The organism is Pseudomonas sp. BS-2016 (genome assembly GCF_001806145.1).
Lineage (GTDB): Bacteria > Pseudomonadota > Gammaproteobacteria > Pseudomonadales > Pseudomonadaceae > Aquipseudomonas > Aquipseudomonas lundensis.
In genome coordinates this window covers 21358-33849 of sequence record NZ_MLCT01000018.1, presented here as the reverse complement: position 1 = coordinate 33849, position 12492 = coordinate 21358, and the positions used below count along the sequence as shown (strand labels likewise).

Here is a 12492-nt window from a genome sequence, read left to right as displayed (position 1 = left end):
ATGATTCTATGCTGATATGACGTGTGGTTTTCAGGGTAGACGCAGTCATGAAACCAGGCCTCCCCAGAAAAGAAAAAGGCGCAGCGGCCATCGAATTTGCGCTGGTGTTTGTGGCGTTTTTCGCTGTGTTTTACGGCGTCGTGAGTTACAGCTTGCCGCTCTTGCTGATGCAGTCGTTCAACCATTCCACGGCCGAGGCGGTGCGCCGCAGCGTGGCGCTGGACCCGACCGTTTCCCCCGCGACCTACACTCAGGATGTGCAAAATCGCGCCCTGAGTGTGTTGAGTGACCAACTCGCGTGGGTGCCGAGCGCCTTGAAAGGCAGCCTCAATCAGCAGGCGGTCTATAGCGGCGGGGTGCTGACGGTCACCGTCAGCCTGCCAGCCTCGGCGTTAAGCGCCATCATGCCGGTGCTGGTGCTGCCGGGAGACATCACGGTGCCCAGTTTGCCGACCACGTTAACGGCCCAGTCGAGTCTGCAGTTTTGATCAGCGGCGAGCGCTTGTTGGGGCGGCTGCTGGGGCGGGCAGACGAGCCCGTTGCGTTGGCGGATACGCCTGCCCTGCGTGTGCACGCGGGCATTCAATTGCGGCTCGATCAGCACGGCCATGTGCTGGAGCAGCATGGCCTGGCCATGGCGATGGGCAGTGGCCCGCCGCGCCTGTTGATCGATTATCTGGTGCCGGGCAGCACGCTGGCACTGGAAGGCGCGCCCCGGGATTGGCAGGGGCAAAGCCTGGACCTCATGTTTCAGGTCGGCGGCGGCCCTGTTGTCTACACCCGCGGCTGGGTCCAGCCGCACGGTGACGACTGGTTACTGCAATTGCTGGACATCAGCGATGTGCTAATGGGTCAACAGCAGGCGCGCAGCCGGGAACTCACCCACCTGCTCACCACCCACATGGGGGAGCAATTGCGTCATTGCGGCCATGGCCGGCTGCCCGCGGTGGTGACCGATCTGCTGCAGCAGGTGGCGCACCATTGGCATATCCCGTGTGTAGCCCTGGCGTTGCCCGACACCACACAGGCCGAATGGCGCATTTACAGTGTTTACCGCCAGCATGATGCCCCCGCGCTGTGGGAGGTCGATCAAGCTCTGGGCAGCACCCTCGACAGCTTCAATGGCCACGCGCCCCAGCGGTTTGAGGCGCTGTATGGCCTCAACGACAAGCCCCGGCTGAGCGGGCTGTTTGGCAACACCGATGGCTTGCTGGTGCCGTACAACGATCATCAAGGGGTGAGCGCATGGCTGTTGTTTGGCCAGTACCCGGCGAGTCGTCACGCCCCGGCCATGGGCGACATGGATTGGCTTCAGGTGTGCGCGGCATTGGCCGGGCCGCTGCTCAGTCGCTTGCGTGAGTTGCAACATGTGCAGCAGATGGAGCGCATGGAGGCATTGCAGGGCCTGCTGGGCAGCGGCTGGTGGGAGTGGTCGGCCAGCACCCGGCAACTTTTGCTTGCCCCGCCCCTGGCCGCCAGCCTGTTGCCCGATCAGCCTGCGCATGTGCCCCGAGAGGCGTGGTTGGGGCTGTTTCACCCGGCGGACCGCGAAGAGCTTGCCAGCCGCTTCAATGACCTGCTGTCCCACGACACGCCTCTGTTGCTGTGCGTGCGCTTGCACCAACCCGACAGTACGCGGCCGGTGATCTGGTACCGCATTCAGGGCCAGGTGCTGGGCGGGGAAGGCGGGCCGCGTGTTGTGGGGTTCATGCTGGATGTCAGCGACATGCAAAATCAGCAACAGCAAGCGGCGGCGGCCCATGCCCGACTCGACAACCTGATCGCCAGCTCCCCGGCGGTGATTTATGTACAGCGCTATGCCGAGGGCGCGTTGCTGCCTGAATTCTTCAGCGCCAGTTTGCAGCCCTTGTTGGGCTGGACGCGTGAAGAATGCACGGCCGCCACGTTGATTGAGTGGGTACACCCTGACGACCGTGCGCAGTACTTCGAGCGCACCCGACGCCTGTTGCGCGAAGGCAATGTGCGCAGCCGCTATCGACTGCGCGACCGTGAGGGCGACTACCACTGGTTACTGGACGAGGCCCGGTTGCTGCGCGACGATCTGGGCCTGCCGGTCGAAGCCGTGGGCCTGTGGCTGGACATCACCGACGCCACGGAAGCCGCAGAACGAATCAAACACAGCGAAGAGCGCTACCGCATGCTGGTGGAGGATTCCCCGGCGATGATCTGCCGCTACACCCCCGACTTGACCCTGACCTTCGGCAATCGCCCACTGGCCAATTACCTGGAGTGCGCGCCCGAGCAGTTACCGGGCATCAACCTCAGCGGCTGGTTGTCGCCGGAGCAGCAGCTGGCGTTTGTGCAACGTTTGGCCACCTTGACCCCCGAATTCCCGGTCAGCACCGCCGAAATCAGCCTGCAACTGCCGGGGCGCGAACATGCGTGGTGGGTCTGGTCGGATCGCGGCGTGTTTGATGAGCACGGGGTGTTGGTCGAAGTGCAGGCGGTCGGGCGCGACAACACCGAAGTGCGGCGTTCGCAACAGCAACTGACCCAGAGCGCCAAAATGGCCACCCTGGGCGAGATGGCCACCGGGCTGGCCCATGAGATCAACCAGCCGCTCAATGTGATGCGCATGGCCATCGTCAATGTGCTCAAACGCCTGAGCAATGGCGATGTGCAGATCGATTACCTGCAAGACAAACTCAATCGCCTCGACACCCAGGTGCAACGCGCGGCGCGGGTGGTGGACCACATGCGTGTGTTTGGTCGACGTTCGGAGATCGAACAGCAGGTGTTCAACCCGGCCATTGCCATCGACGGCACGCTGTCACTGCTCAGTGACGGCCTGCGCGGCAAAGGCGTGGAGATTCGCTGCGAAGGCCTGGACTGCGCCGTCCGCGTACGGGGCCATGTCGATCAACTGGAACAGGTGCTGATTAACCTGCTGGTCAACGCCCGTGATGCCTTGCTCGGCCAGCGTGAAAAAGACCCTGACTTCGCGCCGTGGATCGCCCTTGGCATCGAAACAGACCCCGGCCACGTGCGCTTGTGGGTACACGACAACGCAGGCGGCATTGACCCGCGACTGCTGGAGCGCATCTTCGAACCCTTCTTCACCACCAAACCGGTCGGTGTGGGCACGGGGCTGGGGTTATCCGTGAGCTACGGCATCATCGAGAACATGGGCGGTCGGCTGAGCGTCAGCAACACCGAACACGGCGCCCGCTTTTGTATAGCGCTGCCGGTGGTGGGCGATCAGAGCACCAGTTGAGCGCGGCCGCCCTGATTGCAGGAAAGATTGGCGCCTACTTCCGCATTACCCAGGCTGACCCCTAGCGCCCCCAAGAGCGTGTTGAGGATCGGGTCCAGCAGGTTGGACAGTAAGCCGCTTAACGCGGTGGAAAGAATGCCCGTCACTTGATTGATCAGTCCGGCCACGCCCGTCAGGGCATCGTTGGCCACGCTGCCGGTCTGTGGCGTGTACGTCACCACCATGTTGTCAGCCAGCGAGTCACCCAGACTCTTGATGATGCTTGCATTGCTATTCAGAGGTTTTTGGTAAACGGGCGGATTGTTGACCTCGGGTAGCAAAGGCGCGCTCCATGTTTGCGGCTGAGCGTTGGCCGCTATTTGCGTTTGCACCTTCAGGCCCAGCCCGCCCCCTTTGCCGACTTGCAGCGGGCCGCATAGCAAAATGATCGAGCACTTGGTGACATCAATACTGATCAGTTTTACCGGGTCCACGGCCAGGTAATTCAGCTTGTTGATTTCAATCGACGATGGAAACGCACCGTTGGCTGGCGGGCTGCCAATACTCAGCTTGGCTGCCGCGGTAGATGTTTGCGTTGTCAGGCTTTTGGTGGCCTGACTGGAGCAGTTGTAAGCGGTCACATAACTGTTGGCACTCGCCGCTTCCAGATAAATATCCAACGACGACGCAATGCTAAGGGACGTTCGCTCGCACGCCAGGACGCACTGCAAGACTCCGATTAAATCCAGATTCAGCAATTTGTTGACGATATCGGTCAGGGGCGAGAGCAGTTGGGTGAGCGCAGACACAATCTGCGACACCAGTTTGAGAACTGCCAGATCAATATGAATGTGCGTCTGAACTTGCGCTGTTTTGACGTAGATGCGGTTAGCACCGAAAACCGGATCTTTAATGGCCAGTGCCGGGTTGCCAATCACCGACATTTGCGGGGGCTCAATCACTTTGATTGACACCGTGACGGTGCCCACCAGCGCAATCGTTGACGTGATATCGGCGGCCACTGCACTTTTGCCATTTGACAGTTGCACAATCCCTTGCAACAGATCAAAGACTGTCAGATTGGTGTTCAGGCCAGCACTTGAAGTGCCATTCTGGAGCTTCAACAAGTCGCCCAATTTCAGTATTTGCGTGTTAGCGGCGATTAACTTGATGGTGGTCAGCGCTTGCACAGCAACCGTGGCGCCCGGCCCGCCTTTTTGCAGTACATTAATCGCGGCATTAATCAACTGAGTTGCAGACACGTTTGTATTGAGCAATTGCGCGTAATCACCGGCATTCAGGTTCAGGTCGATGGCCAGTTGATCGAGATAACTCAGCAAGTTGATATTGGTGTTGGCCAGCCCCTGCCACGATGCAAGGCTCAAGTTCAATTTGCCCCCCAGCAGGCCGCCCACAAGGCTGTTGAGCAACGGCGAGTTGCTTGAATTGATATCTGCCAAAGACGACCTGATAGTGAGCGCTGCCAGCGGGGCGCCTCCCGTGGCCCCCACCGCACTGGCCGTCAGTTGGGTATTGAAGCCGAAGGTCCCGTTGGAAAACAGGTTCCACAGCCCGCCTGCCACGCTGGTCGGCACGACGGTGGTGGCGATGACGCGTATCGCGTCGGACTTGCTCGCATCGGCGCTGAAGGTGCGCAGTTTGTCGCTGCCGGTCACCAGGGTGCCGCAGGTGGCGCTCAACGTTTGCGTACTGCCGGGGGTGAAACTGTTTCGCGTGGCGCTGGCGATGGCGTAGGTGCTGGCGGTCGTGGTGCCGGTTGCCAGGCAGTTACCGCCCCGGCTGACGGCCTCCAGCACGGCGACGTCAGCGACCCGTTGCAACTTGCGCTGTTCCAGATACAAGCGGCCGCTGTCGACCACCAGCAGCATGAACAGCAACACCACGCCGAGGGTCAGGGCGGCCATCAAGCCGATTGCACCGCGCTGCGAACGAAGGGTGCACAGACGCGGGCCACGCAATGGGGGAGACATCGAGCACTCCTTTGCCGGCCTGCTGCCGAGCGCAACTCTCCACGGGTGAAGGGGAGTGTAGTCAAGGTGTGCGGACGCTGCGTACCCGATCTCGGCTTCGTTGCTCAGCAGCGACTACAGCCGGTGTCGTCGCTGCCGGGCGCTTAGTTCGCTGTCGGTTTGGGCGGGTAGTCGCTCAGGATTTTGCTCACGGCTTCGTGGATCGCCGCGCTGCGTTGCGCCGGGTCGGGGTTTTTATCCACGACTTTTTCCGCGCTGCCACGCCACACCAACTTGTCGGTTTTGGCATCGATCAGATCGATTTGCAGGGTGCCCACCTGGTAGTTGATGTTGCGCACTTCATCGTAGACCGGTGCGCCCCAGTAACCTTCCCACGGGCCACCCCAATAGCCGCCCCATGGCCCACCCCACGGGCCGCCGTAGCCATAGCCGTAATTGGTCACCACCTGTTCCTGGCGTTCGGCAACGATCAGGTAGGTTTGTACCCACAGGTCGGCTTTGGTCGCCGGGGTGACTTGGCGCAAGCCGCGCTGGTCTAGCTGATAAGCCACCGCCTGGGTGATGCGTTGTTGGGTCAGGTCGCTTTTGAGCATCGGGTTGTTGGGCACAAATTGCAGGGCAGGTTCCTTCCACGCCCAGGTGTGGAACGTGGCGAAATCAACGGACGGGTTGTAATCGTGTGTGACCTGCATCGATTCGCAGGCGCTGAGCAGCAGTGCCAGCCCCACGAGCGCTATTCGACGTAGCATGATGATTCTCCACTTCAACAATTAGTCTTAATGAGGAGGGTAGGCCTGTACTGCTTTGTTCAGCGATTCGCGCAACGCATTCCCGCGTTCGCTCAGGCTGCCCGTGCTGCTGGTTTCAGCGCTGGAGCTCCAGACAGGCTCGCCGGTCTTGCCGTCATACAGCGTCAGCCGCACCACCATGACGTCCACTTCGTAGGTTCGAACGATGGGCACAGTGTTGTACATGCCGTACTGATTGCCATAACGACCGTAGCGATCCCCATAGAACCCGCCGTAACCAGCCCCATAACCATAGTCGTCCTGAACCTGACGCAAGCGTTTTTCTGCATGTAAATCGGCGCTGACCCGCACATCAGCTGGGCGGCCGGGCTGGGCCGGGCGCAAGCCCCGCTGATCCAGGGCTGCGCTCACCGCTTCGGCGATCTGTGCTGAATCGGCCCAGGCCGTTCCTGCTGGCAGGCGGCCGTTGAGCCAGGCCCAGCTCTGGTAACGGCCGTAGTCGCGTGGGGGCGCCGGGTAAGCGCTCAGGTCAATGGCGTTGGCGGCCTGCGGCGGGGCGCCAGGCATGGGCAGTGACGAGGCGGTGTACGGGTTGGGGCTTTGGCAGGCGCCCAACCCCAGGCTCAGAACCAATAGAGCAACGCGGCGATACATGACACTCCCCCCAGTTGAACGGTTAAAGCGGGCGGCACACCCAATGCAGGTAACGGCCCAGCCCCGCAAAGGCAGGGTGGCGCCGATGAGCCAGTTCCATTTCAACCAGTGCGTCGAGTTCGGCGCGGGCCTGGAACTCCACGGGCATGTAGTCGTGGAACACGCGCACGCCACTGTGGCTTTCAACCTGCCACAGCGCCTGCATCGCCTGCGCCAGCTCCCGTGGATCAAGGGGCTGTTGCGGGGTAAGGCTCTGTTTTTCGCCCGCCATGTCGTTTTTTCGCATCTTGCGGAAATGGCCTTTGAGCAAGTTGCGATAAATCAGCGCATCGCGGTTGTAGAACGCCAGCGACAGCCAGCCGCCGCTGGCCGTCAGTTGATGCAGCACCGGCAGGATCGCGTGGGGTTCGGCCAGCCATTCCAACACCGCATGGCACAACACCAGGTCATACGGTTCGGTGAGTTGGCCCAACAGCTCTTGCCAGGACGCCTGAATAAACGTGCCCGTCTGGCCGGCGTCGGTGAAACGCTGACGCGCGCCTTCAAGCATCGGGGCGGCCGGTTCTGCCAGCGTCACGTCGTGGCCTTGCTCGGCCAGCCACAGCGACATGTGCCCCAGGCCCGCGCCGATGTCCAGTACGCGCAAGCGCCGCTGGGGCAGCGATTCTTTAAGGTCGGCTTGCAACACGGCGAGGCGGATGGCCCCTTTGGCGCCGCCATAGATTTTTTCCGCGAAGCGGGTGGCCAGCAGATCGAAGTGACGGTCGCTCATCGGCTGAAACGCCTTTCGCTGTCGGCCAACTTGCTGCGCACCACCTCGTTCATGTCCAGGCCCAGTTCGCTGCACAGCAACAAGAGGTACAACACGATGTCACCCACTTCCTGACCGGCATGGGCCAGTTGGTCGGCGGGCAGTTGGCGGGACTGGTCTTCGGTCAGCCATTGGAATATTTCCACCAGCTCGGCCATTTCAACACTGGCGGCCATGGCCAGGTTTTTTGGGCTATGGAAGGGCTTCCAGTCGTTGTTATCGCGGATGCGGTGCAGGCGTTGGGTCAATTCGTCGAGGTTCATTGCAGGTGTGCTCTCCAGAAGGCGCAAAGCTTGCGACCGAATGGACGTGGGCGCAAGGGGGGCGCTGGCGTGGCCGACACCTGCGCCGACTGGAGGTGAATTAACTCAACGGCCGCCAGCGCCCGACCATGTGCACCAGGTCTGCATGGCCATTGAGCTGAAAGTCGCCACTGGAACCGGCTTCGCTGCTGTGCAAGATCACTTCGGCGGGCAGGCGCACCGGTTTTTTGAAGTCCACCGTGATTTCGACATTGGCCGCAGGCAAGTGCGAATTCAACGCGGCCAGCGTGCGGGCTTCAAGCCACAGCCCGTGGGCGATAGCGGTCGGCAGACCGAACAGCTTGGCGCTGGCGGCGCTCAGGTGGATCGGGTTGTAGTCCCCGGACACCCTGGCATAACGACGCCCGATGTCGGCCGGGGCGTACCAGCGCGTCAACTCGGTCATGCCGCTCGCAATACTCGCAGCAGGCTGGGGCGCGTCGCCCGGTAAATCGACGCCTTTGCACAGCAAGGTACTTTGCGCCTCCCACAGCGGCCCGATGAGGTCGTCCACCTGAGTCACCACGTCGAACGTCGCACCTTTGGGGTGTTTTTGCAGGTTGTTCGCGGACACGCCAATGCGCAGTTGAGACACGCCGCCCATGGGCCGCAGCACGCGAATCTGATTGCTCAGGTGGATCAACCCCAGCAGCGGAAACGGAAAGTCTTTGTCGGTCAGTAACTGCATTTGCAGCCCGAACGCCAGGAGGTGCGGGTAGGTCGGTGGCAACAGCGGGCTGGAAGGGAGGTCGCAGACTTCACGAAACGCCTCCAGCGGTTTGCCGTCCACCGTCACCCAGCAACGCAGCCCTTTATCAGGCAGGGTGTCGCCGGTGATTGTGCGCTTGGCCGCCGCGCGGGCGTACAGGGCGGGCAGGTGCGGCGGGGTGTCGAGGTCAAGCCAGTTGACAGTCATGGGTCATGCCCCCAACACGCTTTGGCCGCACACCCGCAGCGTTTGGCCACTGATCGCGCCCGAGCCCGGTTGAGCGAGCCAGGCCACCGCTTCAGCGACGTCCTGGGGCAAACCGCCTTGGCCCAGCGAACTCATGCGTCGACCTGCTTCGCGCAGGGCAAACGGAATGTGCGCGGTCATTTGCGTTTCAATAAAGCCCGGCGCCACGGCGTTGATGCTGATGCCGCGCTCACCGAGCAACGGCGCCCAGGCTTGCGCCAGACCGATCAGCCCGGCTTTGCTCGCGGCGTAGTTGGTTTGCCCGCGATTACCGGCAATGCCGCTGATGGAGGCGAGCAGGACGACGCGCCCGTTGTCCTGCAGGGTGCCGCTGTCGAGCAGGGCTTTGGTCAGCACTTGGGGCGCATTCAGGTTGACCGCCAGCACTGCGTCCCAGTACTCGGGGGTCATGTTGGCCAGGGTTTTGTCCCGGGTGATGCCGGCGTTGTGCACCACGATGTCGATGCCCTCCGGTAAGTGTTCGATCAGCTGCGGGGCGGCGTTTTCAGCACAAATGTCCAGCGTGATACTGCGCCCGCCGATACGGGCCGCGAGGGCTTCAAGGTCGTTTTTGGCCGCTGGCACGTCCAGCAGGATGACGTCGGCGCCGTCCCGGGCCAGGGTTTCCGCGATGGCTGCGCCAATGCCGCGGGCCGCGCCGGTGACCAGCGCCTTGCGCCCGGCCAGTGGTCGCGTCCAGTCACTGACCGGCGTTGGGCAGGCAGACAGGCGCAGCACCTGGCCACTGATAAAGGCGCTTTTGGGCGACAGGAAAAACCGCAGCGCCCCTTCCAGTTGATCTTCGGCGCCCTCGTTGACGTACAGCAATTGCAGGGTGCCGCCGTTGCGCAATTCTTTGGCCAGCGAACGGCTGAACCCTTCAAGCGCCCGCTGGGCACTGGCGGCAAACGGATCGCGTTGACGTTCAGGCGGGCGGCCAAGGATCACCAGATGCGCGCCGGGTTGCAGGCTACGCAGCAGCGGCTGGAAAAATTCGCGCAGCTGTTTGAGCTGGTCGGTGTGCAGCACATCGCTGGCATCAAACACCACGGCCTTGAGCGCGGGGCCCTGGCCTGGAATCCACGGGCTGACGGCCAAGGGCTCGGCGCCATAGCTGAACACGGCGTCGGTGAGTTTATTGGCAAAAGCCTTGATGTGTCGGACCAGCGGGCCGCCGCCCATCAGCAGCGGGCCTTCTACCGGGCGCAGACGTCCGGCTTGCCAGCGTTCCAGTCGCACCGGTGACGCAAGCCCTACCGCGCCGACCAACCGTCGGCCGAGGGATGAGTTGGCGAAGTCGATATAACGGTCTGACATGGAACACTCTCCGACACATGGGGTTCAAAGGGTTGACCACAGGAAGACAAGGGTCGTTCGTTAAAGGGTGATAGCACCTACGCTTGTAACGACAAATGGTTACTCAATCAAAGGGGACGTCTTATGACTTTGCGCCGTGTAGCGATTATTGGCGGTAATCGAATTCCGTTTGCCCGGGCTAACGGGCCGTACGCGAGGGCCAGTAATCAGGCAATGCTGACGGCCGCGCTGGAAGGGCTGATCGAACGCTTCAACCTGCATGGCGAGCGTCTGGGCGAAGTGGTGGCCGGGGCGGTGCTCAAGGATGCACGCGATTTCAGCCTGACCCGCGAATGTGTACTGGGCTCACGCCTGTCGCCGCAAACCCCGGCCTACGATCTGCAACAAGCGTGCGGCACCGGGCTGGAAGCAGCCTTGCTGGTGGCCAATAAAATCGCCTTGGGGCAGATCGAGTGCGCGGTGGCAGGCGGGGTCGACACCACGTCCGATGTGCCGATTGGCCTGAATGACGGGTTGCGTCAGTGGCTGTTGCAGCTCAACCGCACCAAGGCGCCGCTGGACAAGCTCAAAGCCGTGCTGCAATTGCGTCCGCAGTTTTTGAAACCGGCGTTCCCGCGCAATGGCGAGCCGCGCACCGGGTTGTCGATGGGCCAGCACTGCGAGTTGATGGCGCAAACCTGGCATATCCCCCGCGCCGATCAGGATGCCTTGGCCCTGCACAGCCATCAGGCGCTTGCCACGGCGTATCACGAAGGCTGGGAAGACGATCTGGTCACGCCCTTTTTGGGCCTGACTCGGGACAACAACCTGCGCACGGATTTGACCCTGGAAAAACTGGCCGCGCTCAAACCGGTTTTTGAGCGCAGTGCCAAAGGCACGCTAACGGCCGGTAACTCGACGCCGCTGACCGATGGCGCGTCAGTGGTGTTGCTGGGCAGTGAAGCGTGGGCCAAGGCGCGTGGCTTGCCGATTCTGGCGTACCTGCGCGATGGAGAGACCGCAGCGGTGGATTTCGTACACGGTGCAGAAGGCCTGCTGATGGCCCCGGTGTATGCCGTCCCACGTTTGCTGGCGCGTAATGGCCTGAGTCTGCAGGACTTCGACTACTACGAAATACATGAAGCGTTTGCAGCGCAGGTGCTCTGTACGTTGAAAGCCTGGGAAGACCCCGAGTACTGCAAAACCCGCCTGGGGCTGGACGCGCCGCTGGGGGCGATTGACCGCAGCAAGCTCAACGTCAAGGGCAGTTCGTTGGCGGCGGGGCATCCATTTGCGGCCACTGGCGGGCGTATCGTGGCCAACCTCGCCAAGTTGCTCGACGCCGCCGGCCAAGGGCGCGGGCTGATCTCGATTTGCGCGGCGGGCGGGCAGGGCGTCACCGCGATTATCGAGCGTTAACCCGCGCGTTAGGGCATCGGCGCGGCCGGGGCGTTGGGGATAAGAGGGTCGGCCGCTTGCCGACGGCGGCTGGCATAGTTTTCTGCCATCACTGAGCACACGATCAGTTGCAGCGGGTGGTAGATCATGATGGGCAGCAGGATCAAGCCCAGCCCAGGGTTGGCGCCGAAAATCAGGGCGGCCATGGGCGCACCCGCCGCCAGGGATTTCTTGCTGGCGCAGAACACGGCGGCAATTTCATCGGGCGTGCTGAAGTGCAGCGCACGGGCGGTGCGGGTGGTCATCCACAGAATGACCGCGAGCAGCACGGCGCTGCCGACAAAGGCGCTGAGAATCACTGAAGATCCCTGTTGTTGCCACATCCCCGAGACCATCGAGTTGCAGAACGCCGCGTACACCAGCAACAGAATCACCAGTTTGTCGACGATGCTGGTGTAACGCTTGTGCCGGGCAAAAAAACGGCCGAACAGCGGGCGCACCAGTTGCCCCAGCACCAGCGGCAGCAACAACAGGGCGCAGAGGTCGAGCAGGGTGGCGCCGAGGTCGATTCCGCCTGTGCCGCTGCCGACCACGACACTCACCAGCAAGGGCGTCAGGAAAATCCCCAGCACGCTCGACAGGCTGGCGTTGAGAATCGCTGCCGGTACGTTGCCGCCCGCGCTGCCGGTGAGTGCCACCGACGATGAGATGGTGGAGGGCAGCGCGCACAGGTAGAAAAAGCCCAGCATCAACAGCGGCGGGACATGGCTGCCCATTAGGAGGTCGGCCCCCAGCCATATCAGCGGGAAGACGACAAAGGTGAAGCCTTGCACCATCAGGTGCAGGCGCAGGTTTTTCAGGCCGTGGCGGATCTGCTCGCTGGACAGGTTGACCCCGTGCAGGAAGAACACCAGGAACACGCCGATGTTGATGACCCATTCTGCGTGCATGGCGCCGCCGGTGCTGCCGAACGCGGGGAACAGGTACGCCAGAAACGTGGCCAGCACCATGCCGCACAGAAACCAGTCAGTGAATACGCGTTTGAAGTGTTTGAGCACAGGCATCGCAGGCACCGCAATGTTGTAAGAATTGATGACATAGCCTAACGTCGGCCTGATCTGA

Annotated in this window: 11 protein-coding genes; 3 read left to right on the top strand and 8 right to left on the bottom strand. The window is 62.0% G+C overall.

Going from position 1 to position 12492, the window contains the following annotated elements; genetic code table 11:
- The first annotated feature begins 47 nt into the window (after positions 1-47).
- Positions 48-488, top strand: coding sequence for a TadE/TadG family type IV pilus assembly protein (locus BKD70_RS08895; protein ID WP_047273240.1), 441 nt, complete (start codon positions 48-50; stop codon positions 486-488).
- Positions 485-3235: a PAS domain-containing sensor histidine kinase gene (locus tag BKD70_RS08890; protein WP_047273241.1), complete on the top strand. Its 2751-nt coding sequence runs from the start codon at positions 485-487 to the stop codon at positions 3233-3235. The genes BKD70_RS08895 and BKD70_RS08890 overlap by 4 nt, the downstream gene beginning before the upstream one ends.
- On the opposite strand, the gene BKD70_RS08885 is transcribed toward BKD70_RS08890, so the two are convergent.
- The 7 genes from BKD70_RS08885 to BKD70_RS08855 form a co-directional block, all read right to left on the bottom strand.
- Entirely contained in the window at positions 3220-5205 is a 1986-nt protein-coding gene (locus BKD70_RS08885; protein WP_047273242.1) for a pilus assembly protein TadG-related protein, read from the bottom strand. The two genes, BKD70_RS08890 and BKD70_RS08885, sit on opposite strands and share 16 nt — an antisense overlap.
- 143 nt (positions 5206-5348) lie before the next feature.
- Positions 5349-5954, bottom strand: coding sequence for a DUF4136 domain-containing protein (locus BKD70_RS08880; RefSeq protein ID WP_047273243.1), 606 nt, complete (start codon positions 5952-5954; stop codon positions 5349-5351).
- A gap of 27 nt (positions 5955-5981) precedes the next feature.
- Positions 5982-6608: a DUF4136 domain-containing protein gene (locus BKD70_RS08875; protein WP_047273244.1), complete on the bottom strand. Its 627-nt coding sequence runs from the start codon at positions 6606-6608 to the stop codon at positions 5982-5984.
- Positions 6609-6630: 22 nt separating this feature from the next.
- The gene (locus tag BKD70_RS08870) at positions 6631-7380 is read right to left on the bottom strand and encodes a methyltransferase domain-containing protein (RefSeq protein ID WP_047273245.1); all 750 of its coding nucleotides are present in this window, start codon (positions 7378-7380) and stop codon (positions 6631-6633) included.
- On the bottom strand, positions 7377-7682 hold the full coding sequence (locus tag BKD70_RS08865) for a MazG-like family protein (protein WP_047273246.1): 306 nt from the start codon (positions 7680-7682) through the stop codon (positions 7377-7379). Before BKD70_RS08865 ends, BKD70_RS08870 begins: the two co-directional genes overlap by 4 nt.
- 100 nt (positions 7683-7782) lie before the next feature.
- On the bottom strand, positions 7783-8637 hold the full coding sequence (locus BKD70_RS08860) for a MaoC/PaaZ C-terminal domain-containing protein (RefSeq protein ID WP_047273247.1): 855 nt from the start codon (positions 8635-8637) through the stop codon (positions 7783-7785).
- A 3-nt stretch (positions 8638-8640) separates the two neighbouring features.
- On the bottom strand, positions 8641-9993 hold the full coding sequence (locus tag BKD70_RS08855) for a 3-oxoacyl-ACP reductase (protein WP_047273248.1): 1353 nt from the start codon (positions 9991-9993) through the stop codon (positions 8641-8643).
- Positions 9994-10116: 123 nt separating this feature from the next.
- Here BKD70_RS08855 and BKD70_RS08850 point away from each other — a divergent pair, with 123 nt between their 5' ends.
- Complete coding sequence (locus tag BKD70_RS08850) at positions 10117-11391, top strand: acetyl-CoA C-acetyltransferase (protein ID WP_047273249.1); 1275 nt, start codon at positions 10117-10119, stop codon at positions 11389-11391.
- 8 nt (positions 11392-11399) lie between these two features.
- On the opposite strand, the gene BKD70_RS08845 is transcribed toward BKD70_RS08850, so the two are convergent.
- Complete coding sequence (locus BKD70_RS08845; protein ID WP_047273278.1) at positions 11400-12434, bottom strand: bile acid:sodium symporter family protein; 1035 nt, start codon at positions 12432-12434, stop codon at positions 11400-11402.
- Positions 12435-12492 lie beyond the last annotated feature (58 nt).

Bases quoted from the DNA above. Each gene is read 5' to 3' on its own strand.
- BKD70_RS08880 (WP_047273243.1), bottom strand. From the start codon at position 5,954: ATGCTACGTCGAATAGCGCTCGTGGGGCTGGCACTGCTGCTCAGCGCC.
- BKD70_RS08865 (WP_047273246.1), bottom strand. From the start codon at position 7,682: ATGAACCTCGACGAATTGACCCAACGCCTGCACCGCATCCGCGATAAC.
- BKD70_RS08875 (WP_047273244.1), bottom strand. From the start codon at position 6,608: ATGTATCGCCGCGTTGCTCTATTGGTTCTGAGCCTGGGGTTGGGCGCC.
- BKD70_RS08855 (WP_047273248.1), bottom strand. From the start codon at position 9,993: ATGTCAGACCGTTATATCGACTTCGCCAACTCATCCCTCGGCCGACGG.
- BKD70_RS08845 (WP_047273278.1), bottom strand. From the start codon at position 12,434: ATGCCTGTGCTCAAACACTTCAAACGCGTATTCACTGACTGGTTTCTG.
- BKD70_RS08895 (WP_047273240.1), top strand. From the start codon at position 48: ATGAAACCAGGCCTCCCCAGAAAAGAAAAAGGCGCAGCGGCCATCGAA.
- BKD70_RS08870 (WP_047273245.1), bottom strand. From the start codon at position 7,380: ATGAGCGACCGTCACTTCGATCTGCTGGCCACCCGCTTCGCGGAAAAA.
- BKD70_RS08850 (WP_047273249.1), top strand. From the start codon at position 10,117: ATGACTTTGCGCCGTGTAGCGATTATTGGCGGTAATCGAATTCCGTTT.
- BKD70_RS08860 (WP_047273247.1), bottom strand. From the start codon at position 8,637: ATGACTGTCAACTGGCTTGACCTCGACACCCCGCCGCACCTGCCCGCC.
- BKD70_RS08885 (WP_047273242.1), bottom strand. From the start codon at position 5,205: ATGTCTCCCCCATTGCGTGGCCCGCGTCTGTGCACCCTTCGTTCGCAG.